Below are 24,398 nucleotides of genomic sequence, written 5' to 3'. Positions count from 1 at the left end.
AATGGCCGAGCTTTCACTGCAAGCGCTGCTGCTGATGCTGCTGGTGCTGATCCTGCTCTCGGCGTTCTTCTCCAGCTCCGAGACCGGTCTGGTCGCGCTCAACCGCTACCGGATGCGCCACCAGGCCAAGGGCGGCCATCGCGGTGCGGCGCTGGCCCAGAAGATGCTGAGCCGCCCGGAGCGGATGTTCGGGCTGATCCTGCTCGGCAACAACCTGGTCAACATCCTGGCCGCGTCGATCTCGACGCTGATCTTCCTGCGCCTGCTCGGCGATGCGGGCATCTGGGTATCCACACTCGTCCTGACCGCCGTGATCCTGATCTTCGCGGAGGTCGCGCCGAAGACGCTCGCCGCCCTGCACCCCGAGCGCATCGCCTATCCGGCCAGCTACGTCCTGGTGCCGCTGCTGAAGGTGCTCTATCCCTTCGTCTGGGTGATCAACGTGCTGGCGTCCGGAGTGCTCCGCCTGGTCGGCGTGAAGAAGGCCGATGCGCGCGGCGACCACCTGACCCGGGAGGAGCTGCGCACGCTGGTCAAGGAGGGCGGCCGCCAGATCTCCCTCGACCATCAGCAGATGCTGCTGAACATCCTCGACCTCGAGTACGGGACCGTGGACGACGTGATGGTGCCACGCCAGGACATCACCGGCATCGACCTCGACGAGGACTGGGAAAAGATCCTGCACATGCTGACCCGGTCGATCTATACCCGGCTGCCGGTCTGGAAGGGCGACATCGACAACATGGTCGGGCTGCTGCATATCCGCACCGTGATGGTGAAGCTGTCGCAGAACACGCTCACGCCGGAAGAGCTGGAGCGATCGATCCGCACGCCCTACTACATCCCCGAAGGTACGGCCCTGACCCAGCAGTTGCTCGAGTTCCAGAGCCGGGAGCGACGGATGGGCATGGTCGTCGACGAATACGGCGATATCCAGGGACTGGTCACGCTCGACGACATCCTCGAGGAGATTGTCGGCGAGTACACCAGCGAAGGAACGGCGCGCCAGCGCCAGGTGCGCAAGCTCGACGACGGCAGCTGGATCGTCGCCGGCAACACCACGGTCCGGATGCTCAATCGCCGGATGGAGTGGGACCTGCCGACGGCCGGGGCCAAGACGCTCAACGGCCTGATCCTCGAGCAGCTCGAGTCGCTGCCCGACGGCCACACCTCGATCCGGATCGGCGACCACATCCTGACCATCGTGGACATGGCCGACAACCGCGTCCGCAAGGTGCTGTTCAAGCCCTGGCGCTTGCGTCCAGCGGCCTGATCACGGCCGCGCCCGGCCGGCCCTGCGCGGCCTCGGGAGCCCTGCAACTGCTAGAATGTCGCGATGGATCAACGCACCTCGGCCACGATGCCCGACGACCGTGCCGCCGTTCGCCAGGCGCAGGGTCTCGTGCACGACCTGTTCGACCGGAAACCGGCGCTCTACTGGCTCGATTTCATGGTCACCACGTCGATCGCCTGGGCCCTGACGGCCATCTACTTCATCGACCCGGCGGGCCCTCTGGTGCAGGGGAGCGCGATGGTGCTGGCGGCGATCGCGTTCTTCCGGACCGGGACCTTCATCCACGAGATCGTCCACTTCCGGACCGGCGAGATGGAATCGTTCAAGTGGGCCTGGAACCTTCTCGTGGGCTTTCCGCTCCTGATGCCCTGGGTGCTCTACCGCAATCACGTCGAGCACCACAGCCATCTGCACTTCGGCACCCCGGACGACGGCGAATACCTGCCGCTGGCCGCCATGCCGCCGCGCGAGACGATCAAGTACCTCGCCCAGATACCGCTGCTGCCGCTGCTGGCCGTGCTGCGCTTCGGCCTGCTCGGCCCGCTGTCGCACGCATCGTCGCGACTGCGCGAATGGCTGCTGCTCCGGGCTTCGGCGGCGATCACCAACCCCTACTATCGCAAGCGGTTTCCGGGCCGCCACGAGCGCGAACTGGTCCGCTCGGAATGGTTCTGCTTCGCGTGGCTGGCGGGGCTGGTCCTCCTGACCGTGTTCGGTCCGATGACCGGCACCCACTGGCTGATGGCCTGGGCCCTGCTGGCCACGGCGATCGGCCTGAACTGGTTCCGCAATCTCGCCGCGCACGGCTACGGCCACTCGGGCGATGCGCGCGGCCACCTGGCCCAGCTCGACGATTCGATCAATCTCACGGGACAGACCTGGCTGACGGCGTGGTTCTTCCCCGTCGGCCTGCGCTATCACGCGCTGCACCACCTGCTGCCCGGCCTGCCCTACCACCGGCTGGGCCGGGCGCACCGCCGCCTGCTCGCCGGACTGCCTGCCGATCACCCCTACCGCCGCAGCAACCACGACAATTACTTCGCCGTCGTCGGTCGCCTGCTGCGCGGCAGCTGGTCGTCGCGCGGCGATGCAACGGTGCTGCGGCGCTGGCAGACCGGCGGCTGAGCTCCTCGATGAAGACCACCCGCGACGCACGGGCCGGAACGGCCGCCGACGCAGCGCCCGACCGCCGGCGCCTGGCCGCGCTGATCAACCCCCTGAGCTTCCGGATGAGCCTGCGCGACCGGGCCGAACGCACCGAGGCGAGGATCGCCGAGGCCGGCGGCCGGGCCTACCGCGTCACCGACCTCCCGGCGATCGAAGCGGCGCTGGCCGATGCGATCGAAGGAGGCGTCGACACGCTGGTCCTGGCCGGCGGTGACGGCACCTTGCAGGGTGCGGTCAGCTACCTGGCCCGCCACCTGCCCGCCGAGCAGCTGCCCGAACTGCTGGTGCTCAGCGCCGGCAGGACCAACTACGTGGCCGCCGATCTCGGCACGCGGGCCCACTTCCTCGCCACCCTGGACCGGTTGCTCGACGACGGACGCGAGGCCGCTCGCCTGGAGCGCCGCACGCTGGTGGTCCGCCACCCGTCGATCGATACGCAACACGGCTTCTTCCTCGCCGGCGCGATGCTCGACCAGGTGATTCGCAACGTCCACCGGTGGCGAAACGCGCGACCGGGCTGGAGGCGCAATCACCATCTGGCCTCTGCCTTCGGCGTGCTCCGCCAGCTGCCGGCCCTGTTGACCGGCCGCGAACCGTTCACGGCCCGGCATCTCCGCCTCGACGCCGAGGCGCTGGGCACGCTCGACGCGCCGATGCGCTTCCTGCTCATGACTACCCTGGGCCTGGACGACAGCCACGCTCGGCCCTACGCCGAACGCGGCGACGGCGACCTGCGGGTGACCGCGATCTCGGCCGCAGCGCAGCGCTGGCGCCGTCGGATGGCCACGATCGTCCGCGGCCGGTTCAGCGACGACATGTCGCCGGCGACCGGTTACCTGTCGGGCCACTGCCGCCGGCTCACGATCGAGGGAATCGACTCGATCGTCCTGGACGGCCAGGAATTCGACCTCGATCCGGCCTACCCGCTGCGCGTCGAGCCGGGTCCCTCGCTCGGATTCCTGCGGCCATGAGCGAATCCGGCAACGCGCTGGTGCAGCTGATGGCCGACGACCTGGCCGTCGCGCCGCCTCCCGGCCTGGAACCGCTGCTCGATGCGATCGAGGCGCGCTGCGGCTCGGCGTTGCGCGCCATCGTCCTGTACGGCTCATGCCGCAGGAACGCCGATCTCGGAAATGGCCTGGTCGACCTGATGGCCGTCGTGGACTCCTATCGCGCCGTCCACGGCACCGGTCCCTCGGCGCTGTTCAACGCCCTGCTCCCGCCGAACGTCTACTACCTCGAGGCCGGTTCGGAATCGGCTCGGCTGCGGTGCAAGTTCATCATCGTCAGCGAAGCCACCCTGGCCCGGCGGACCGCCGGTGGCCTCGATGCCTATTTCTGGGCGCGCTTCACCCAGCCCTGCCGCCTGGTCCGAGCGAAGGGACCGGAGTCGGCTCGACGAATCGCGGCCTGCCGCGCCGCCGCCGCCCGCACCTTCGCCCGCGAGGGGCTGCCGCTGGGCAACGGCACCTTGAATGCCCGTGACTTCTGGATCCGCTCGATCCGGGCCACCTACGGCTGCGAACTGCGGCCCGAACCGGCCGGCGCCGCCGAGGCGCTGATCGACCGCGACCCCGCGTTCTGGAGCGACCTCAGCGCACGTGCGCTTACCGGCCTCGAGGACGTCGATCGTCTCGATGACGATCGGTTCCGAATCCGGGTCGGCGGGCTGCGGCGGCTCCGCGGCCGGTCGCGCTGGACGCTGCGCAAGGTCTGGGGGCGGACCTGCAACGTCCTGCGCCTGCTCAAGGCGGCCGGCACATTCAGCAACGGGATCGATTACCTTGTCTGGAAGATCGAACGCCACAGCGGTGTGCGCATCGAACCGACCGAACGCATGCGTCGCCATCCCCGCCTGGCCGGGCTGGCCCTGCTGTTCCGACTCTGGCGCACCGGAGCCCTGCGATGAAGGCCGATCCAGCGACCCGCCCGCCGTCCCGCTCGACCCGCGGCAACCCCGGCTCGACCGGCGAATCGACGGCCGACGTGGCCAGTGCGGCCGGGCGCCGTTCTGCGCAAGCCGACGGCGGCACCGGGCGAATGCTGGTGTCGCTGTTCCGCCGCTATCCCGGCCGGAGCGCTTCGGTGCTGCTGGCGCTTCTGCTGGCCAGCCTCCTCGACGGGGTCGGTCTGTCGACGCTGCTGTCGATGATCTCCCTGTCCAGCCAGTCCATGGACGACTCGGGCGCCGTGCTCGGCGAGGCGACCGAACAATCGCTCCCGGAGCAGCTGATCGGTGACCTGTTCGGCTGGGCGGGCCTCGAGGCGTCGCTGCCGAACCTGCTTGCCTTCGGCATCGTGCTGATCCTGCTCAAGGCCGCGGTGGTGTTGCTGGCCAACCGGCAGGTGGGCTATGCGGTCGCCCAGGTGGCCACCGATCTGCGCCTGGACCTCGTCCGCGCGGTCGTTGCCAGCCGCTGGCGCTATTACCTGTCGAAATCGATCGGCAGCCTGGCCAATGCGATGGCCACGGAGGCCCAGCGCGCGTCCGAAGGCTATCTCCAGGCCGCGATCATGGCCACCCAGGTCATCACCGCGATGGTCTACACCGTGGTCGCGCTGATGATCTCCTGGCCGGTCACCCTGGGTGCGCTGGTCCTGTCCGCGCTGGTGCTCGGCGGGCTCAATCTCCTGGTCCGGATCGCCGGTCGCGCCGGCCGCAAGCAGACCGGGCTGCTGCGCAACATGCTGTCGGTGATGACCGATCAGCTCGCGGCCATCAAGCCGCTGAAGGCGATGGCGCGCGAAGACCAGTTCGACACGCTCCTGTCGGGCCAGACCGAACAGCTCAACCGTGCACTGCGCAAACAGGTCATCTCCAAGGAGGCGATGAAGGCGCTGCAGGAAGCGATGCTGGTGGTGCTGGCCGCCATCGGCCTGTACGTGATGCTGGTGGAACTGGACATGCCGCTGTCGGCGGTGATGATCCTGATCTTCCTGCTGGCACGGATCACGGCCTTCCTGTCGAAGGCGCAGCGCGCGTGGCAGCACATGGCGATCGCCGAGAGTGCATTCTGGTCGCTGCACGAGTCGATCGAGGACGCCCGCGCCGAGCGCGAAGCCAACACCGGTCGCCGGACCGCCACGCTGGAGCGCTCGATCGTGCTCGACGACGTCGGTTTCAGCCACCCGGGCAAGCCGGTGTTCACCGGTCAGTCGCTGGACCTCCCGGCCGGCGGCCTGACCGTGCTCACGGGCCCGTCCGGATCGGGCAAGACCACCCTGATCGATCTCGTCGCCGGCCTCCTGCAACCCGACCGCGGACGGATCCTCATCGACGGCGTCGACCTGGCCGAGCTCGACCGCTTTGCGTGGCGGCGCCAGATCGGCTACGTGCCGCAGGAAGCCCTGCTGGTCAACGACTCGGTGTTCGCGAACATCACGCTGGGTGCACCGGGGCTGAGCCGGGAGGATGCCCGGCGGGCGCTGACCGAAGCCGACGCAATCGACTTCGTCGATCAACTGCCCGGCGGTCTGGACGCGCGCATCGGCGAGCGCGGAGGCCAGCTGTCCGGGGGCCAGCGGCAGCGCCTGGCGATCGCCCGGGCCCTGGTCCACCGGCCCCGCCTGCTGATCCTCGACGAGGCGACCAGCAACCTCGACGCGGCGGCCGAACGCGCCGTACTGGAGACCATCGAACACCTCAAGCAGCGCCTGACCCTGCTCGCGGTCACCCATCACCGGCCGCTGATGGACCGCGCCGACCGTCTGCTGGTGGTTCGCGACGGCGTGATCACGGCCGCCGAAACCCCCGACCGGTCATGAAACCGTCGCTTCGCAAGGCCCGGCGCGGCCTGGCGCAGCGGCTGGCGCTGGCGCTGGCCGGCTGGGCAGCGCGCGGAGGGGCCCGGCGCGTGCGCCGGACCGGGCGTGCGGTCGGCACGGTTCACTGGATGCTGGCCTGGCCGTTCTGGGGGCGCCTGCGCCGCGACGTCCAACGCGCCCTCGGCGTCGACCGCCGCCGGGCCAGCCGGATCCTCCTCGGCGGCGCGCGAACGAACGACGGCGCGATCTTCGAGGCCCTGACGCTGGCCCGCCCCGGCGCCGACCCCCGGTCGCTGGTCGAGGCCGTCGAGATCCGCAACACCGCGCTTCTCGATGAACTCGCAACGCGCGGCCAGGGTGCGATCCTCCTGGGGATGCACATGGGCAACGGCATCCTGATGGCGGGCAAGCTGGCCGCGCAGGGCCGTCCGGCGCACGTGGTCTTTCGCGACCCGCGGCGGATGCGGCCCGGCTACCTGGAACAATGCATCGCGGCCACCGGGGCCACGCCGATTCCTCTCGATCGGGACAACCCGGTCCGCAGCTTCCGGCACATGCTCCGCGTGCTGACCTCCGGCGGCCTGATCTACGTGCTGATGGACCAGGCCAGCAAGCAGGAAGGCGAAATCCGCTCCTTTCTCGGCAAGCCGCAACGCACGCCGACCGGTGTGCTGAAGCTCGCGGATCGCACGGGCGTGCCGCTGGTTCCGGTCGACGGACTCGAGCGGGAGCCGAACTGGGTGTTCACGGTCCGCGATCCGCTGCCTCGAGGCGACGACGCGGACGCCACCCTGGATGCGGTGATCGCGCACATGGAAGGCCAGGTCCGCGAACGTCCCGCGATGTGGTCATGGCACCAGCGCCGCTGGAAGCGCTATCATTTCGATCCCTCGGCACCCGTCTCCAAGGAGCGTGCATCATGCCGCTGATTGCGCAACGCATCCTGCGCGGCCTCACCCCGTTCATCGACCCGTACATGACGCCGGCGCGACGCAATCGCCCGGAGAAGATCATCCTCGGCGTGCGCCCCGGCCATCGGCCCAGCGACAAGCCGCCGGTACGCATCTTTCTCGGTTCCGAGCGCGCGCAGTTCCGCGCCGAGCGGGCGTTCATCTGGTCCGTCGAGAAGCATCGCGACCCGGGCAGGATCTACGAGATCTACCTGCTCAAGGGCCTGAAGGGCTACATCAGCGGCTTCTGGATCACCGGCTTCACGAATTACCGGTTCGCGATTCCGTACTTCTGCGACTACGCCGGCCGGGCCATCTACAACGACGTCGACCAGGTCTGGCTGACCGACCCGGCCGAACTGTTCGACCGGGAGATGAACGGCGCGGGCTTCCTGTCGATCAACGACCACGACACCTCGGTGATGCTCGTCGACTGCAAGCGCATGGCCCAGGTGTGGAACCGCGAAGCCGTGCTCAAGACCACCCGCAAGCGCATCGAGGCTCGGGCACGCGCCGCTGGCCTCTGGGGCGAACTGCCCGGACGCTATAACGCGCGCGACGCCGAGTACGAGCCCGGCGAATCGGCCTGCGTCCACTTCACCACGCTTCATACGCAGCCCTGGCGCCCCTTGCCGGACTGGTACGTCTACGACCGCAATCCGACCGGCTCCCTTTGGTTCGATCTCGAACGGGAAGCGGACGATGCGCACTTCCTTCCGGTCTCGAGCAAGCGGCCGACCAGCGCCTGGCCGGACGTGGCGCTCAGGATCACGTCGCGACCGGACGGTCCCGACCTGGCGGCCCTGCTCGGTCCGGACAACGAGGGCCATGCCGTGGCCGGGCACCGCCGCATCGAGGGCCTGCTCGAACTGCTGCCCGACGGCGACCTGCCCTGGGTCCTCGACCGCCTGTTCCGAACCAGCGAGTCGCTCGACGTCTCGCTCCGCGAGCCGGTCCGGATCCGATTGAATCGTCCGCGCCGGCCCCTGCACTTCTGGATCGAGCAGTTCCGCCAGGCCGAACGGATGAACCCGGGCACGCGGTGGCGGCTGGAGCGCCGGGTCGGTCTGCGCCGCCGCGTCGTGACCGGCGGACCTCGGCGAGCCGGGCCGGTCCTGCTGCTGGCCGGCCGCCGGGCCGCGCCGGTGCGCAAGGCCGAACACCTCGGCCACCTCCTGGCGCGGCGCGGCGCGCGAGACCTGGTCCGCATGAGGCTGCCCGGGTGGCTCTCGCTGGCCTGGACCGCGCTTGCCGGCCGAGGTGTGCTGCGCAAGGCCTTCGAGGAGGCGGCAGTGGTCGTGGCCTCGGGGGGCACCGCGTGCCGGATGGCGCGCCTGCTGGCCGCCCGCTGCGAACAACCGCCGGCACTGGTCCTGATCGGACGCCACGCCGGCCGGGTACCCGAGCATGGCGGAGCGGTGGTCAGCATGACCCACCACCAGCTGCCGCCGCATCCGAACCGGGTCGAAATGCTGGTCGGCTTCGGCCACGAGGACGGTTTCCGGCCGCCGGGAAACTCCGAGCCCTGGCAGGCCTGGCTCGAGGCGCCGCGTCGCGTCGCCCTGCTCGTCGGCCGCCACCCTTCGGGCAGCTGGCCCGCGGCGGAGCTCGAAGAGCTGGCACCGCGCGCGCTGGACTGGGCCGATCGTCGCGATGCTCGCCTCCTGGTCGTCGCGCCGACCGACGCCGGGCGATCCGGCGCCACCCTGGCGAAGCTCGTCGACGGCCGGGCCGACGTCTTCCACGGGCCGGCCGATGCCGACGATCACCCCTACGGCCTCGCACTGGAGCGGGCCGGTGCGCTGCTGGTCGCCGGGGCCGGACCGGGCATGTTCCAGGATGCGCTGTCGGCCGATGCACCGGTGTATTTCTGGCCGGACCGCACCCGCAAGGGGCCCTGGGCCCGCTTCGCCCAACGAGTGGCGGACCGGGCGTTCACGCCCAGCTACAACAAGCGGGGCAGCATTCGCCCCCAGCAGGGCCGGACCTATCTCTGCGCACGTGCGGTGGAGCGGGGTTGGATCCTGCCGCCGACCGGGCTGGATACCTGGCAGTCCACCCTCGTCGAGCGCGGCCTGGCCGCCTGGATCGACGACGAAGCCGTACCGTCCGTGCGCTACCGCGGCGAAACCGACGAGGTCGCCACGGCAGTGGCCGAACGTCTTCACCTCGATTCGGCCGGGCCGCCGCCCCGCGCGTCGAAGAGCCGGCCGCGCCAGGCCCGGCAATGAGCGCGAGCCGCGGCGCCTCGAGCGGACGGAAGCCTCGGGGCCGGGTCGTCGTCGGCGTGGTCGTCGGCCTGATGGCCCTGCCGCTGGTTGCCGGCGGCGCCGGCGATCCGATCTATCGCTGCAAGGACGGGGACACGACGGTGTTCAGCGACCGCCCCTGCGACGAGGCGGCCGAAGTGCATCGACCGCGAGCATCGCTGAGCGTCATCGCGTCGCCCGAATCGCTGGAACAGGTCAAGCAGGCCAACGCGGCCTACCTGGAATCCGTGCAGGCCGAACGAGCGGCGCGACGTGCGGCGAGCGCCGAGCAGGCACGCCGCGAAGCGCGCGCGGCACGCTACGTCCCGCCCGCGGTTCGCAGGGTTGCGGTCGTTCCGGCCTACCCGTACGCTGCGTCGAATCCGCCCGCGCCGGGCCGGACCCGGTCCGTGGGCGCCGATCGCATGGAGGCGCGGCGCGATGCGCCGGAGCGGAGGCTGCGCCGGGCAACCGAGGAGTCCCGCCCGCCGCTGGCCGCCGGCGGACGCCAGCTCGGCGCGCGCCGCGAGGACGACGACGGCTGACGCGCCGCGGCGCACCTCGGCCGATGCCCGGCCCACCCCGACGAATCCCGCCGCTCCCCCCGCGGCGAGAGCTGCCTTACCAGTGGATGCCGCGCATCAGGTGGGCGAACGCCATCTGCTCCTGCGTGACGCTGCGCTCGTCCTTGCCCGGCCGCTCGCCGCGTGCGGCGGCCGAGTCCGGGAACATGCGGTAGGCCGAGTTCATGACGATCTCCGAGATCTTCGGCGCGATGCCGTGCAGCACCTGCCCGAAGATCCCGAGCCGGGTCGCGATGCGCTGGGGCCGGTAGATCACCGCCTGCTTGACCATGTCGGCCGCATCCTCGGGCGTGATCGTCGGGACCGAGTCATAGATCTTGGTCGGCGCGATCATCGGGGTTCGCACCAACGGCATGTTGATCGTCGTGAACGCCACGCCGGTGTCGTTGAACTCGGAGGCAGCGCAGCGCGAGAACGCGTCCAGTGCGGCCTTGGACGCGACATAGGCGGAAAAGCGCGGTGCGTTGGTCAGGACGCCGATCGACGAGATGTTGATGATGTGACCCCGGCGCCGCTCCTCCATCTTCGGCAACAGGCCGAGGATCATTTTCAGCGCACCGAAGTAGTTCAGCTGCATGCAGCGTTCGAAGTCGTGGAACCGGTCGTAGGACAGGTTGATCGAGCGGCGGATCGAGCGGCCCGCGTTGTTGACCAGCACGTCGACGCCGCCGTGCGCCTTGGTGATCCTGGCGCACAGCTTGTCGGCGGCCTCCAGGTCGGCCAGGTCGCAGGTGTAGTGGGTGGCCTTGCCGCCGGCCTTCTCGATCAGGGCCTTGACCTCGAGCAGTTCGCTTTCCTTGCGCGCGATCAGGAGCACGTGCGCGCCCGCCTCGCCCATCATCAGCGCCGTCGCCTTGCCGATTCCGGACGAGGCGCCGGTCACCAGCACGACCTTGTCGCGGACGTGGCCGCTCAGGGACCGGTCGATGAACAGGTCCGGGTCGAGGTGACGCTCCCAGTAGTCCCACAGCACCCAGGCGTAGTCCTCGAGCCGCGGTACCTCGATGCCCGACCCCTTCAGCGCACGCTCTGTTTCCCGGGTGTCGAAGCTGGTCGGGTAATTGAAGAAATTCAGCACGTCGCGGGGAATGCCGAGGTCGCCGAGCACCTGGTTGATGATGCGCCGGACCGGCGGCAGCATGCCCAGGCCCTGCTTGATCGGCTGGGGGATGAAGCTGAACAGGCGCGCGTCGATGCGCATCGACATCAAGGGCGCGTGCGCGGCCTCGGCGAACAGGTTCATCACCTCTCCGATCCGCTTCGGGTTCGGGTCGGTCAGGTGGAAACAGGTGTTGTCCAGCTTCGGCTTGTGCGCGATGTGGTCCATGGCCCGGGCGACGTAATCCACCGGCACCAGGTTCACCCGCCCGCCTTCCAGGCCCAGCGTCGGCACCCAGGGCGGCAGCATCCTGCGCAGTTTCTGGATCAGCTTGAAGAAATAGTACGGACCGTCGATCTTGTCGATCTCGCCGGTTTTCGAATGCCCGACGACCATGCCCGGTCGATAGATCCGCCACGGGATCGGGCATTCCTTGCGGACCAGGCCCTCGGACTCGTGCTTGGTGCGGAAGTACGGATGGTCCAGGTTGCCGGCCTCCTCGAACATGTCCTCCCGGAACAGCCCCTGGTAGAGCCCGGCTGCCGCGATCGACGAGGTGTGATGGAAGCACTTCGCGCCGACCTCCGAGGCGAACTGCATCGCGTGCCGGGTGCCGTCGATGTTCACGGCTTCCTGCGACTCCGCGCTGGCCGAGAGGTCGTAGACGGCGGCGAGGTGGAACACGTGCCTGATCTTTCCGGAGAGCTTTTCGCGGTCGGCCTTCGACACGCCGAGCGCGGGCTTGGTGAGGTCCCCGCTGACGGCCACGACGCGCTTGGCGTCGTCGGCCCAGCGCTCGGCCACCAGGGCATTGAATTTCTTCTTCGAACCGCGCCGGACCAGGACGTGGACGGTGCCCCGACGCTTCAGCAACTGATCGATCAGGTTGCGCCCGATGAACCCGGTCCCCCCGGTGACGAAATAGCCCATGAAACTCTCCTGTGCGGTGGTGTTCCCTCAGCGGTCTAGGATAGCCGCAAGGCCGGGCCGAACACCAGCGCTCGAGCCCCGCCGTTGACCGCGAAGCGGGTGCGTGCTAGAAGGACAGGCAAACGCGACGCAACCGAAGGGACCCGATGTGAGCGATCTGAACGAGGAATTCGAAGCGGCGGCCGTGCGCGTCAAGCAACTGGACGAGCGGCCGGACAACGACACGCTGCTGAAGCTCTACGCGCTGTACAAGCAGGGCGCCGAAGGCGACGTCAGCGGCGAAAAGCCGGGCTTCTTCGATTTCGTCGGCGTCGCGAAGTACGAGGCCTGGGAGAAGCTCCGGGGGACCGAGCAGGACGAGGCCAAGAAGCGCTACATCGCCCTGGTCGATTCCTTGACCGGCTGACGCGGCAGGCGCACCGTTGTCAGGACCTCCCGGGCCGTGACCCGCCCGAACACGCGCGAGCGGATTCTCGAAACCGCGCTCGACCTGTTCAACCACGACGGCGAGGCCGCGACGACCACCAACGCGATCGCCGACACGCTGGACATCAGCCCCGGCAACCTGCACTACCACTTCCGGACCAAGCAATCGCTGGTCGATGCGCTGTTCGAGCGCTTCGAGCAGCGCATGCTCGCCCTGCTCTCGGACGACGCACCCGACCGCATCGAGATCGACGACGCCTGGCTGTTCCTGCACCTGGTGTTCGAGACGATCGCGGAGTATCGCTTCATCTATCGCGACCTGACCGACCTCTGCCACCGCTACGACGGCCTCCACCGCCGCATGCGCGGCATCCTGCGGCTGGCGATGCGCACCGCCGACCTGATGCTCGAAGCGCTGGGCCGCAGCGGCGAGATGGCCATCGACGACGACGCGCGCGAAACGCTGGTGCGCACCATGATCCTGGTCGCCAGCTACTGGATCGCGTTCGACACGGTGCTCGAACCCGAAGCCGAGGCCCGCCCCGACCGCGCCGCATGGCAGGTCATGAGCCTGGTCAGCCCCTACCTCGAGGGCGATGCGCGAGTCGCGTTCGAGCAGCTGGGCCGCGCCTACCGACGCAGTTGACCGGCGAACAGGACAGGAATCCGGACAAAAAAAACCCGGGCCGAAGCCCGGGTAAAAAAGCAGCATGTGGTGGAGCGCGATTCGAGCCGGCTCCGGCTGCTTCGGGGTAGACCTGGGGATCAGGAGGCGTCGGAGCCCGACGCCTTCTGGGAAGTCTTCTTGGCCACCTTCTTCTTGGCCGCCTTCGGCGCGCCTTCGGCCTTCGCCAGCTCGCGCACGCGGGTGTTCAGTTCCTGCACGCGCTTGCTGAGCTCCTGGATTTCGTCGCTGGTCGGCACGCCGAGCTTGGACAGGGCGCGGGCAACGCGCTCCTCGAACACCTTCTCGAGCTTGTCCCAGTTGGTGCGTGCCTGCTCACGGGCCTTGCCGACCCGGCCTTCGACGTCGCTCTTCACGCCGCCGACGGCGTCTTCGGCCATCTTGCGGCCCTTGCCTTCGAGCTTGCGGCCTTCGGAGACCAGGCGCTCGAACAGCTTGGAGCTCTCGCTGATGACCTTTCCGGTCTGTTCGTTGACCAGCTTGCCGCCCTTGCGGACCAGGTTGACGCCTTCATCCTGGGCCATGGCGAAAGCGCCCAGGCCAGCCAGCCAGATTTCATGCGCGTTGTCCTGCGCCCGGCCGATGGACGAGCTGGGCTTGCGAGCGGCCGTCTTGCGAGCGACCTTCTTCTTGGACACCTTCTTCTTTGCAGTCTTCTTCGCCATGTCGATTACCTCGTTGGTTCTGGAGAGCGAATGAGTCAGTTGACACACAATCTAGCAGCGGTTTCTAGAGCGGTCACACTAGAATGGCGAACGACCGGCTCAGCAGGCAGAATGGGCGTCGGAAACCGCAGCGACCCATCGAACCGCAAGGAGACGACATGGATACCGGGAACTGGGCCGAAATCGACCTCGACACGGCGGACTTCGCCTACGAGGACGCCGCGCTGAAGAAGGCGTGGAGCCGCCTGCACGCCGGCGATCGTCAGCCCTGGCCGGACGATCCCGACCTGCAGGACGGCTGGCGCGCGTTCCATGCGGGCGATTTCGCCGGCGCCGTCGACGCCGCACTTGCGGTGGGCGGTGACGGTCACGTGCTGGCCAACAAGGCCTCCGGCATCTACGCCGATTATCTCGAAGAAGACGACGACGTCAGGCAGGCGATCTACCAGGCAGGCATCGTTCGCGCCGAAGCCGCCATCAAGGCGGAACCCGAGCAGCCGAACGCCCACTATTTCCACGCCTACCACCTGGGGCGCTACAGCCAGTGCATTTCGGTCGCCAAGGCGCTGAGCCAGGGCCTCGGCGGAAAGATCCGGACCTCGCTGGACCGCGCCCTGGACCTGGCCCCCGATCACGCCGAGGCGCATACGGCCATGGGCCTCTACCATGCCGAAATCATCGCCAAGGTCGGCAAGCTGGTGGGCTCGATGACCTACGGCGCCAGCGCCGACAAGGCCATCGAGCACTTCGAGGAATCCATCCGCCTGACCGACGCCCCGATCGCCTGGATCGAGTACGGAAACGGCCTGTACCTGCTCTACGGGGACAAGAAGGTCGACGAATCGAACGACGCCTACGCGAAAGCCGCGGCGATGAAACCGATCGATGCCATGCAGGCCCTGGACGTCCGCTTTGCGTCCGACTCCCTGACCTGACTCGAGGCACTACCGAACGTTCGGGGCCCGGTCCTTAGATGATGGACGCGAAGACCGCAAGGAACACTGCAAGGTCGCAAAGAAGGTTCGAATAAAAAAGAAGTGACTGGGCGAAACCGGAGAGACCTGACCCGCCTGACCTGCCCCGCACCACCATGCCAGGGGAGTCTTGTCCGCGTTCATCTGCGTTCATCTGCGGTTTCAACCGCCTTTGCATCTGCAGGTTCCTGACCCCGGCTAATCTTCGGCCCCGATCTCGTCCAGCCACGCCTGGTACTGGTTCTCCACTTCCTGCGGGCTGCGATCGGCGTCCGGGCCGAGCATCATGACCAGGGCCAGCAGGTTCTCGAATTCGTGTCCGAAGCGCTCGACGATCCGCTGGGGATCGGGCACGCGCTTGTTGTCACTGATCACGCCGCAGTAGACCTTGTCGTTGTAGCTCAGGATGCTGATGCCCATGCCGATCGACTCGCTCTGCGGCACCCAGAACATCATCTGGTCGATCTCGGCCCCGGCCAGGTACAGCGACTGCCGGGGACCCGGAACGTTGGTCAGCACGGTCGTTGCCTTGCGAGCGAACAGCTCCAGCGCGGCCTTCTGGACCACCAGCGGGGCCATGCCGACGGTGGCGAGGAGACCGAGCGAGACCGTAGCCTGCTTGGACTTCTTCAGGCGGTGCATGTTCTCGGCAACGCGATAGACCCGGGCCAGCGGATTGGCCTCCCAGATCGGCAGGTCGAGGAACACGGTACCGAAATGATTGCCGAGGTCCTTGGCGTGTTCCAGGGGCCGCAGGTTGACCGGGATGGTCGCGCGAATCTCGAGCTCGCAGGGGTCGTCGCCGTAGTCGAGCAGGTACTGGTGCAGCGCGCCGGTCATGATGCCGATCAGCACGTCGTTGACGGTGCAGCCCAGGGCGTGGCTCAGGGCCTTGACCTCGCCGAGCGGCAGCGGCTGGGTCCACGCCACCTTCTTGCGCACGCCCAGCTTGCCCTTGAAGCGCGACGGCGGATCGTCGTTGAGCAGCAGCAGCGTGGCCAGTTCGGACAGGATCTCCGAACCGGCGTCGGCGTAATCGGCCGCCTGCGACGGATCGCGGATCAGGGAAGAGGCTTCCTCGACCAGCTTGTAGCCGAGGTGCTGCACCGCGTCGATCCCCTCCCGGGCCGGCTCGAGCAGGCGCTTGAACACGTTCGACTCGCGTGCCCGATGGCGCTGCCACTGCTCGGGATGGACGAGCTCCAGCGAATCCCCCCGATCGCTGTCGGTCAGGGACAGCATGACCTGGACCAGCGCGATGCCGTCGGCATAGCAGTGGTGGATCCGGGTGATCAGGGCCGGCCCTTCGACGTAGTTCTCGACGTAGTGGAACTGCCACAGCGGCCGGTACTGGTCCAGCGGCGTCGAGGCAAGCTCGGAGACGAATTCCTCCAGCTCGGCCCGGCCCGCGTCGCCCGGCAGCGCGATGCGCCGGATGTGCGAGGTCAGCTCGAAATCCTCGTCCTCTTCCCAGAACGCACCGCGCGCGGTCTGCACGGCCTTGTGCCGGAACCGGGGAAAGGCAAGGAAACGCGAGGCCACGACTTCCTTCAGCGATTCGTAGTCGACCGCGTCCCGGAACACGATCACGCCAGTGATCATCATCAGGTTGGTCGGCTGCTCCATGCGCAGCCACGCGGTATCGACCTTGGCGATCGGATGACGGGTCGGAGGGCTCACGGGGAGGGAATCCGGGTGACGAGGCTTGCGAGGATTCTTTCACGCACCCCGCAAGGGGTCAACTGCGCCGACAGGCTCGGTGACCGAATGGCGATGGAAGAAGGTCAGAACCAGGCTGTCCACAGATGAACACAGATAAACACAGATGAACTTCAAGAAGCACGGGATTGGCATGCAGCGCCGGTGGCCCTCTGCTCCGTCCTCGAGTCGCTGGGTGCTCTCGCAGATGCCTTCGGGCCCGCATCGAAGCTTTTTTCTTTTCAATCCGTGTTCATCCCTGTTCATCTGTGGACAACCCGCCTTAAACTCTTCTCCGATCTGCCCTGCCCCTCACGCCCGAAACGAAACGTGCCCGCTCGGGGCGGGCACGTTCCGGGGTCCTGCTTGCGTGGACGTTACGGCGTGGTGAAGGTCTCGACCTGCACGGCGTTGCCGGCAGCATCGGCCTCGCCGATGTCCAGCGGCAGGTAGTCGTTGACCAGCCAGCGCATCAGCTGGTTGGTGTAGAAGGGGCTCAGCAGGATCCCGCTGCGGCCGCCGGGAATGATCTCGTCGACCACCGGACCGGAATCGGTGACTTCGGCGACCACCCGGCGCGCCGGCCCCGACCCGAACATGAAGTCGTTGACGCCGTCGGCGCGAGCGCTGTGGCCCGATGCATCGACCACGTCGAAGCCGCCGGAGCGCGCCACGCCCGGCAGGCCCGGTCCGACCTGGGTCAGCCCACCGCCGTTCGGCACGTTGAACGGATCGGCGCCCAGCGGGTGGTCGAACACGATGCGGTGCAGCAGGCCCCACCGGTAGTCGTCCTGGTCGGTGGAGTTGCCGAAAGCCGGCGCGAACTCGTCGCTGGCCAGCAGCTCCAGCGCATCGTTCAGGCTGGCCAGCAGCACGACATCGCGCGCCGTGGCCATGTCGGGGGCCTCCGGCACATTGAAGAACGGAATACCGGACGCGCCGATGCCCATGTTGGTCTCGAAGCTCTGCAGCAGGTTCATGAATGCCCGGTTGGCCACCCGGCTGCTCGGCAGCACTTCCTGCAGGCCGATCGCGCTCAGGGTGCCGTCGATGGTGTTGGCGATCGCCTGACCGCGGAAGGTCGAGTAGATCGTTGCGGCGACGCTGTTGTCGATCTCGGCCGCGTCGGGCTCCGGCAGGTTCATCGGGTCGTCGCCCGGGTCGAAGCCCTGCTGGATCCCGGTCGGCGTCGAGAAGTCCCACGCCGCCAGCCGACCGACCGCTTCCTGGATCGCCGGGCTCAGCGCGAACTGGGCCAGCCCGGGCCACGCACCCTCGGCGGTGGCATTGTCGAAGGCCTGGACGATGTAGGGCACCACGATCTCGGCGTCGAGCATCTGGTTGTTGGCCTGCAGCGCCTTGATGTCGTCGACCGTGATCGGGTCACCGGAAGCGATCAGCGACTGAAGGACGCGGTCGATCCGGCCCTGGCGCAGTCCGGGGTACGCGGCGCCGAGGTAGTAGATGCCGTTGGCGCCAGGGCGCAGCTGGTTCAGGGGATTGTTGTCCAGCGTGTTGCCGACCGGGTCGTTGTTGGCGTTGGCGATGTAGCCGGATTCCGGATTCACGATCTGCGGCATCTCGTCCATCGGCAGCGCGGCGAAATCGATGCCGCGCGTGACCGGGGCGCCGTCGACCGGCAGCCACTCGTGATTCAGCGCGCCGGTACCGTCGCGAAGCAGGAACGGCGGCACGCCGCCGTCGACCGTGTTGCTCTGCAGGTCGGCCCGCAGCGGCACGGTGCCGGTGGTGAAATAGGCGATGTTGCCCTCGACGTCGGCGTAGGCGAAGTTCTGGCCGCCGATCGTGAAGTCGCTCAGGCCGTCGCGGAATTCCTCGAGGTCGGTCGCCCGCGCCCATTTCCGGAACGTCGACAGCTCGAAGGTCGGGCCCCACCCCGTGTACTGGACCGAAACACCGGTGGTCGCCGTCGGCTGGGCGACGATCGGCCCGTTGTTGCGGCGCGGGACCAGGAACGAGATGCCGCCGGCGTCGTAGCCGACGTTTGCCCGGGAGATGTTGTCGTTCTCGCCGTCGCCGACCCCGTTGACGAAGTAGGACTGGAACACGTAGCGGACCGGCTCGGGCTCGCCGTTGTGGATCGTGTGCGTCGGCAGGCCGAAGTTGTTGACCAGGAATTCTTCCTGGTAGTAGTCGGTCACGTCGTTGGAATTGACCGTCGAGCCCCAGCAGATGTGGGTGTTGCAGCCCTGGATGACCAGCGGCGTGCCGGCGAAGGCCACCCCGCTGACCGCCACGTCCTCGTCGAGGATGACCAGGTTCTCCTTGGTGAAGGTCGACGGCATGTCCAGGCCCAGGTGCGGATCGTTGGCCAGGATCGGGAAGCCGCTTTCGGTCACGTCACCGGACACCACGAACCAGTTGGACCCGGCCGGTTCCTCGGCCCGGGCGATCGACGGGCCGATCACCGGAAGCTGCTGCAGCGCATCGACGTGCTGCTTCAGGGCGTCGCGCAGCGCGTCGGCTCCCGGCGCTGCGCGGAAGATCATCGGCGAGGTGTTCTTGCCGGCCGTGGAACCGCCCGGCACCGGGATGATGCCGGCATCGGCGAACCAGGTCGGGATCGAGACGCGATCGTCCTCGGGCGCGGTCCGCACGATGTCCTCGAAGAACAGCGCGGTGCCGTCGAAGCCGACGAAGTCGCCGACGCCCTGGTAGGTCAGGAGCTGTACCGTGAGGTCGGCGTCGTCGCTGTCGAAGGACAGCTGGAAGGCCAGCAGCTTGCCGATCGCCAGCGAATCCAGCGGCGACCAGGGCTCCGCGGCCGTGAGCTCGAGCGGGCCGTACTCGGGCGGCAGCGGGTTGCTGGCCAGCCACTGGTTCACGCCGTCGGCGTAGGCGCGGACCCAGCCCTTTTCTTCGGGGTCAAGGCCGGCCCAGGTGGCCAGCGCGGCGCGGCGCAGGCCGAGCGTGCGCAGCTGGATGTCGTTGCCCAGCGCGCCCTGGCCGAGCAGCTCGGCCAGGGTGCCGGACGCCGCGCGGCGCAGGAAATCCATCTGGAAGAAACGGTCGCGGGCATGCAGGTAGCCCTGCACGAAGGTCACGTCGGCCTCGGTTTGTCCGACGATCGTCGGAATCCCGTCGGCATCGGTGTACACGGTGACATCGTCGCCCAGCCCGGGGACCTCGACGGTCTGGGCGGCCGCCGACAGCGGCATCGACAAGGATACGGCCAGGGCCGCGGTGGTCACCCAGGCCGGTGCGAACGCACGGCCGAGCAGCGTCTGGATCTTGTTCATGGATCTACCCCGTTCTTTTATGGTTGTCCCCGGGCACCGGACGCCCGGCAGCCTTCGATTATTGCACAGCCGTGAAGCAGCTCACACCTCGGCGATCGAGGCGTGACCGAACCGCCGCTACAGGCGGGTCCGGACTTCGATGAGTTCGGGGAAGAACCGCAGCTTCAGCGCGCGCTCGAGGAAGTCCACGCCGCTCGATCCCCCGGTGCCGGTCTTGTAGCCGATCACCCGCTCGACGGTCTTGAGGTGCCGGTAGCGCCAGAGCTGGAATGATTCCTCGACGTCGATCAGGCGCTCGCAGAGGGCGTATTCGGACCACCAGCGATTCGGGTGGCGGTAGATGCCGACCAGCACGTCGGCCAGGTCGGAGGAGAACTCGTGCGGCTCCGACCAGTCGCGATCGACCAACTCGGCGGGCACGTCGAGCCCGCGCCGCGCCAGGTAGCCGATGAAGGCGTCGTAGAGCGACGGGGATTCGAGAATCCGTTTCAGCTCGTCCCGGACATCGGGCTTGTGATCGAAGACCCGGATCAGGTCCGCGTTCTTGTTGCCGAGCAGGAATTCGACCGAGCGGTACTGGAACGACTGGAAACCCGAGGAGCTGCCGAACACGCCGCGGAACTGGATGTATTCACTGGGCGTGAGGGTCTCGAGCACGCCCCACTGGTCGAACAGCTGCTGCTGGATCAGCTTGACCCGGGCCAGGATCTTCAGGCACGGCGAAGCGTCGTCCTCTTCGAGATTGCGGATCGCGGCCTTGAGTTCGTGGATGATCAGCTTGAACCAGAGCTCGGCGGTCTGGTGCTGGATGATGAACAGCATCTCGTCGTGATGCTGCGGCTCGCTGAGCGGGAACTGGGCGTCGAGCACCCGGTCCAGTCCCAGGTAGCTGTGGTAGTCGAGCCGGTCGCCGAGATCCGTGTGGATCCCGTCCTCCAGGTCGCGCCGATTGGGCCTCGATTCGTCGTGCGCCATGCGGAATCCGGTCCGGGTTCGAGTCTGCCGGTCAGTGTACCGCCCCCCGTCGGGCACGGGTATAATGCGGGGCTGGCTTCGGCCCGCCCCCAGGACACGCCAAGATGTTCATCGGGCGCCGGTCGTGAAACCCTGATCCGTAGACTAATGAGGTTTCTCATGGCGGCAACCATCGCCTCGTTCAAGGTCGACTATTTCCAGTTCCTCGACGCCGAGGGACGGCTGGTCGACGGCGTCCAGGTCCCGGCGCTGGCGCGCGACGTCAAGCAGCTGGTCGGCCTGTACCGACTCATGACGCTCACCCGCGTGTTCGACAAGAAGGCCGTGGCGCTGCAGCGCACGGGCAAGCTCGGCACCTACGCCTCCTGCCTCGGCCACGAGGCCGCCCACGTCGCGATCGGCTCCGCCATGCGCGACGAGGATTGCTTCGCGCCGATGTACCGCGAGTACGCCGCGCAGTTCTACCGCGGCGTCAAGATGTCGGACGTGCTGATGTACTGGGGCGGCGACGAACGCGGCAACGACTTCTCCGGCCCGAAGCACGACTTCCCCTGGTGCGTGCCGATCGCGACCCAGTGCCTGCACGCGGCCGGCGCGGCCATGGCCTACAAGCTGCACGGCCAGCCGCGCGTCGCGGTGACCGTGGTCGGCGACGGCGGGTCCTCGAAGGGCGATTTCCTCGAGGCGATCAACGCCGCCAGCGCTTGGAAACTGCCGCTGGTCCTCGTCATCGTCAACAACCAGTGGGCGATCTCGGTACCGCGCGGCAAGCAGAACACGGCGCGCACGCTGGCCCAGAAGGGAATCGCCGGTGGGCTCCCGTCGATCCAGGTCGACGGCAACGACCTGATCGCATCGCGCTGGGCCATGGACAAGGCCATTGCTGCGGCCCGCGAGGGCCGAGGCGCCTCGGTGATCGAGATGGTCACCTACCGCCTGTCCGATCACACCACGGCCGACGACGCACGCCGCTACCGCGAGCAGGACGAGGTCGACTCGGCCTGGAAGAACGAACCACTGCTGCGGCTGCGCAAGTACCTGGTCGACCAGGGCGCCTGGGACCAGGTCAAGGAAGAAGAGCTGCTGGCCGAGTGCGCCGAACGCGTCCAGGGCGCGGTCGACGAGTACCTGGACCGCGTGAACAACGACCCGCAACCGATCGACGCGATGTTCGACTACATGTTCAAGAACCTGCCGCATCACCTCGAAGAGCAGCGCGAGATCGCGCGACGCTTCCCGGCCAAGGGAGGGAGCCACTGATGGCCGAGATCACTCTAGTCGAAGCCGTGACGCTGGCCCTGGCGCACGAAATGGAGCAGGACCCGACCGTGGTCGTGTTCGGCGAGGACGTCGGCGTCAACGGCGGTGTGTTCCGCGCCACCGCGGGCCTGCAGCAGAAGTTCGGCGACGAGCGCGTCATCGACACGCCGCTGGCCGAAGTGATGATCGCCGGCATGGCCGTGGGCATGGCCGCCCAGGGCATGAAGCCGGTGGTCGAGGCCCAGTTCGAGGGCTTCATGTACCCGATGGTCGACCACGTGGTCAACCACGCCGCTCGGCTGCGGCACCGCACCCGGGGCCGGATGAGCTGCCCGGCCGTGTTCCGTGCCCCCTGGGGCGGCGGCATCCACGCACCCGAGCACCATTCCGACAGCAACGAAGCGACCTGGGCCCACTTCCCGGGCGTGCGGACCGTGATCCCGTCATCGCCGAGCCGCGCCTACGGCCTGCTCCTGGCCGCGATCCGTGACCCCGATCCGGTGGTGTTCCTCGAGCCGAAGCGCATCTACCGCTGGCAGCGCGAGGAGGTCGTCGACGACGGCGAGGAATTGCCGCTCGATGTCTGCTTCGTGCTCCGCGACGGCACCGACGTGACCCTGGTGACCTGGGGCGCGATGGTCAAGGAAACGATGGAAGCCGCGGTGGCGCTGGAGAAGGAAGGCGTCAGCGCCGAGGTGATCGACGTCGCGACGGTCGCGCCGATCGACATGGAAACGATCCTCGAGTCGGTCGAGAAGACCGGCCGCTGCGTGATCGTCCACGAGGCGCCGAAGCATTGCGGCGTCGGCGCCGAGATCGCCGCCGGCCTCGCCGACAGCGGCATCTTCCACCTCAAGTCCCCGATCAAGCGGGTGACCGGCTACGACACCATCATGCCGCTCTACCGCAGTGAAATGAACTACATGCCGAGCGCGGAACGCATCGTGCACGCGGCCAAGGAAACGCTGGAGTACTCATGAAGACATTCAACCTCCCCGACCTCGGCGAAGGCCTGCCGGATGCCGAGATCGTCGAGTGGCTGGTCGCCGAAGGTGACCAGGTCAAGGTCGACGACCCGATCGTCTCCATGGAAACCGCCAAGGCCGTGGTCGAAGTGCCTTCCCCCTATACCGGTACGGTGACCAAGTTCCACGGCCAGGCCGGCGACGTGATCAAGACCGGCGCCCCGCTGGTCGAGTTCGATACGGGCGAAGGCGGATCGGACGCCGGGAAGCCGGCGGAAGACGAAAAGGCCGACGCGCGCTCCGACGATGCGAGCGAGAAGGCCAACGAAAAGGCGACCGAACCGGCCGCGGACGATGCCGGCCAGGGCGAGTCCGAAGAACGCGCCGACACCGGCACCGTGGTCGGCAACGTGACGACCTCGGACGAAGTGGTCCGGCAGAGCCACTCCACGGTCGGCGGGGTCAAGGTGACGCCGGCGGTCCGGGCTCTCGCCCGCAAGCTCAAGGTGGATCTCGGCGATGTCGAACCGACCGGCCCCGACGGGGTCGTGACCTCGGCCGACGTCCGCAAGGTCGCCGAAGGCGGCCCGAAGCGCAAGGCCGATCGTGAGGACACGCCGGCCCCGAGCCCGGCGCCGGCGCCCGCCCCTGCACCGGCTCCGGCCCCTGCACCGGCCGAAGCGAGCGGCGACTGGGAACCGATCCGCGGCACCCGCCGGACCATGGCCCGTGCGATGAGCGAATCGCACGCCCGGGTCGTGGCCACCACGATCATGGACGACGCCGACATCCACGCCTGGCGGCCGGGCGAGGACATCACGGTCCGCCTGCTGCGCTCCCTGTGGGCCGGCGCCCAGGCCGAGCCGGGCCTGAATGCGTGGTACGACGACGAGCAGAACATGCGCATGATCCACAAGGGCATGCACGTCGGCATGGCCGTCGACACTGCCGACGGCCTGTTCGTCGCGCGCCTGCGGGACGTGCACTCGTCCGACCACAAGGGCCTGCGCTCGGAGATCAACCGCCTGCGCGACAATGCGAAGAACCGGTCGATCCCGCCGGAGGACCTGAAGGACTACACGATCATGCTGTCGAACTTCGGCGTGTTCGCGGGCCGCTACGCGACCCCGATCATCAACCCGCCGTGCGTCGCGATCGTCGCGGCCGGCGTGCTCCGGCACGAGGTGGTGCCGGTGATGGGCGGCATGGAAGCACACCGCATGCTGCCGCTGTCGCTGACCTTCGATCACCGGGTGTGCACGGGGGGCGAAGCGGCGCGGTTCCTGAAAGCCATGATCGCGGACCTCCAGAAATCGGATTGAGGCTACTGCGCCGGCCTCTGGCGGCGTTCGGCGGTGCTCGGAATCCTCATGCACAGCAGTGCATTCCGGTTCCTCCGCTCCGACGCCCACCGCCAGAGGCCCGCCCGCTACGCCTCAATTCCGATTTCGC

19 protein-coding genes are annotated in these 24,398 nt (G+C 68.0%); 14 read left to right on the top strand and 5 right to left on the bottom strand.

What is annotated here, in order from left to right:
- The first annotated feature begins 1 nt into the window (after position 1).
- The 8 genes from KUV67_11805 (at position 2) to KUV67_11770 (ending at position 9,970) form a co-directional block, all read left to right on the top strand.
- Positions 2 to 1,273: an HlyC/CorC family transporter gene (locus tag KUV67_11805; protein MBY6205568.1), complete on the top strand. Its 1,272-nt coding sequence runs from the start codon at positions 2 to 4 to the stop codon at positions 1,271 to 1,273.
- A 63-nt stretch (positions 1,274 to 1,336) separates the two neighbouring features.
- Positions 1,337 to 2,419, top strand: coding sequence for a fatty acid desaturase (locus KUV67_11800; protein ID MBY6205567.1), 1,083 nt, complete (start codon positions 1,337 to 1,339; stop codon positions 2,417 to 2,419).
- A gap of 8 nt (positions 2,420 to 2,427) precedes the next feature.
- Positions 2,428 to 3,432, top strand: coding sequence for an NAD(+)/NADH kinase (locus KUV67_11795; protein MBY6205566.1), 1,005 nt, complete (start codon positions 2,428 to 2,430; stop codon positions 3,430 to 3,432).
- Positions 3,429 to 4,370 (top strand): hypothetical protein, encoded by a 942-nt coding sequence (locus KUV67_11790; GenBank protein ID MBY6205565.1) that lies wholly within the window; start codon positions 3,429 to 3,431, stop codon positions 4,368 to 4,370. Before KUV67_11795 ends, KUV67_11790 begins: the two co-directional genes overlap by 4 nt.
- Positions 4,367 to 6,226, top strand: coding sequence for an ABC transporter ATP-binding protein/permease (locus KUV67_11785; GenBank protein ID MBY6205564.1), 1,860 nt, complete (start codon positions 4,367 to 4,369; stop codon positions 6,224 to 6,226). The genes KUV67_11790 and KUV67_11785 overlap by 4 nt, the downstream gene beginning before the upstream one ends.
- A complete protein-coding gene (locus KUV67_11780; GenBank protein ID MBY6205563.1) occupies positions 6,223 to 7,155 on the top strand; it encodes a lysophospholipid acyltransferase family protein in 933 nt (310 codons plus the stop codon). Before KUV67_11785 ends, KUV67_11780 begins: the two co-directional genes overlap by 4 nt.
- Entirely contained in the window at positions 7,146 to 9,407 is a 2,262-nt protein-coding gene (locus KUV67_11775) for a hypothetical protein (GenBank protein ID MBY6205562.1), read from the top strand. The genes KUV67_11780 and KUV67_11775 overlap by 10 nt, the downstream gene beginning before the upstream one ends.
- Positions 9,404 to 9,970, top strand: a complete 567-nt coding sequence (locus KUV67_11770; protein MBY6205561.1) for a hypothetical protein — start codon at positions 9,404 to 9,406, stop codon at positions 9,968 to 9,970. The genes KUV67_11775 and KUV67_11770 overlap by 4 nt, the downstream gene beginning before the upstream one ends.
- Positions 9,971 to 10,046: 76 nt before the next feature.
- On the opposite strand, the gene KUV67_11765 is transcribed toward KUV67_11770, so the two are convergent.
- Positions 10,047 to 12,038 carry an SDR family oxidoreductase gene (locus KUV67_11765; protein ID MBY6205560.1) on the bottom strand — a complete coding sequence of 664 codons (1,992 nt, stop codon included), beginning with the start codon at positions 12,036 to 12,038 and terminating at the stop codon, positions 10,047 to 10,049.
- Between the two features lie 148 nt (positions 12,039 to 12,186).
- Here KUV67_11765 and KUV67_11760 point away from each other — a divergent pair, with 148 nt between their 5' ends.
- Positions 12,187 to 12,444, top strand: a complete 258-nt coding sequence (locus tag KUV67_11760) for an acyl-CoA-binding protein (GenBank protein MBY6205559.1) — start codon at positions 12,187 to 12,189, stop codon at positions 12,442 to 12,444.
- Between the two features lie 36 nt (positions 12,445 to 12,480).
- Positions 12,481 to 13,110 carry a TetR family transcriptional regulator gene (locus KUV67_11755; protein ID MBY6205558.1) on the top strand — a complete coding sequence of 210 codons (630 nt, stop codon included), beginning with the start codon at positions 12,481 to 12,483 and terminating at the stop codon, positions 13,108 to 13,110.
- Between the two features lie 119 nt (positions 13,111 to 13,229).
- Here the strand turns inward: KUV67_11755 and KUV67_11750 are convergent, their stop codons facing one another.
- Positions 13,230 to 13,814, bottom strand: coding sequence for a phasin family protein (locus KUV67_11750; protein MBY6205557.1), 585 nt, complete (start codon positions 13,812 to 13,814; stop codon positions 13,230 to 13,232).
- A gap of 158 nt (positions 13,815 to 13,972) precedes the next feature.
- On the opposite strand from KUV67_11750, the gene KUV67_11745 reads away from it, so the two are divergent.
- On the top strand, positions 13,973 to 14,749 hold the full coding sequence (locus KUV67_11745) for a hypothetical protein (protein ID MBY6205556.1): 777 nt from the start codon (positions 13,973 to 13,975) through the stop codon (positions 14,747 to 14,749).
- Between the two features lie 237 nt (positions 14,750 to 14,986).
- On the opposite strand, the gene KUV67_11740 is transcribed toward KUV67_11745, so the two are convergent.
- From KUV67_11740 to KUV67_11730, 3 genes are all read right to left on the bottom strand, one after another.
- Complete coding sequence (locus KUV67_11740) at positions 14,987 to 16,468, bottom strand: wax ester/triacylglycerol synthase family O-acyltransferase (GenBank protein MBY6205555.1); 1,482 nt, start codon at positions 16,466 to 16,468, stop codon at positions 14,987 to 14,989.
- Between the two features lie 395 nt (positions 16,469 to 16,863).
- Complete coding sequence (locus KUV67_11735) at positions 16,864 to 19,746, bottom strand: penicillin acylase family protein (GenBank protein MBY6205554.1); 2,883 nt, start codon at positions 19,744 to 19,746, stop codon at positions 16,864 to 16,866.
- Between the two features lie 117 nt (positions 19,747 to 19,863).
- A complete protein-coding gene (locus tag KUV67_11730; protein MBY6205553.1) occupies positions 19,864 to 20,721 on the bottom strand; it encodes a tryptophan 2,3-dioxygenase in 858 nt (285 codons plus the stop codon).
- Between the two features lie 159 nt (positions 20,722 to 20,880).
- Between KUV67_11730 and pdhA the strand changes: the two genes are divergently transcribed.
- Genes pdhA through KUV67_11715 form a run of 3 tightly spaced genes read left to right on the top strand, consistent with a single transcriptional unit; the run spans position 20,881 to position 24,268 of the window.
- Complete coding sequence (gene pdhA / locus KUV67_11725) at positions 20,881 to 21,981, top strand: pyruvate dehydrogenase (acetyl-transferring) E1 component subunit alpha (GenBank protein ID MBY6205552.1); 1,101 nt, start codon at positions 20,881 to 20,883, stop codon at positions 21,979 to 21,981.
- A complete protein-coding gene (locus KUV67_11720; GenBank protein ID MBY6205551.1) occupies positions 21,981 to 22,961 on the top strand; it encodes an alpha-ketoacid dehydrogenase subunit beta in 981 nt (326 codons plus the stop codon). Before pdhA ends, KUV67_11720 begins: the two co-directional genes overlap by 1 nt.
- A complete protein-coding gene (locus KUV67_11715; GenBank protein MBY6205550.1) occupies positions 22,958 to 24,268 on the top strand; it encodes a 2-oxo acid dehydrogenase subunit E2 in 1,311 nt (436 codons plus the stop codon). The genes KUV67_11720 and KUV67_11715 overlap by 4 nt, the downstream gene beginning before the upstream one ends.
- Positions 24,269 to 24,398: the final 130 nt, after the last annotated feature.

Source organism: Halomonas denitrificans (assembly GCA_019800895.1).
In the GTDB taxonomy this organism is placed as follows: Bacteria; Pseudomonadota; Gammaproteobacteria; order Xanthomonadales; family Wenzhouxiangellaceae.
This window is presented reverse-complemented; position numbering and strand designations above follow the sequence as displayed.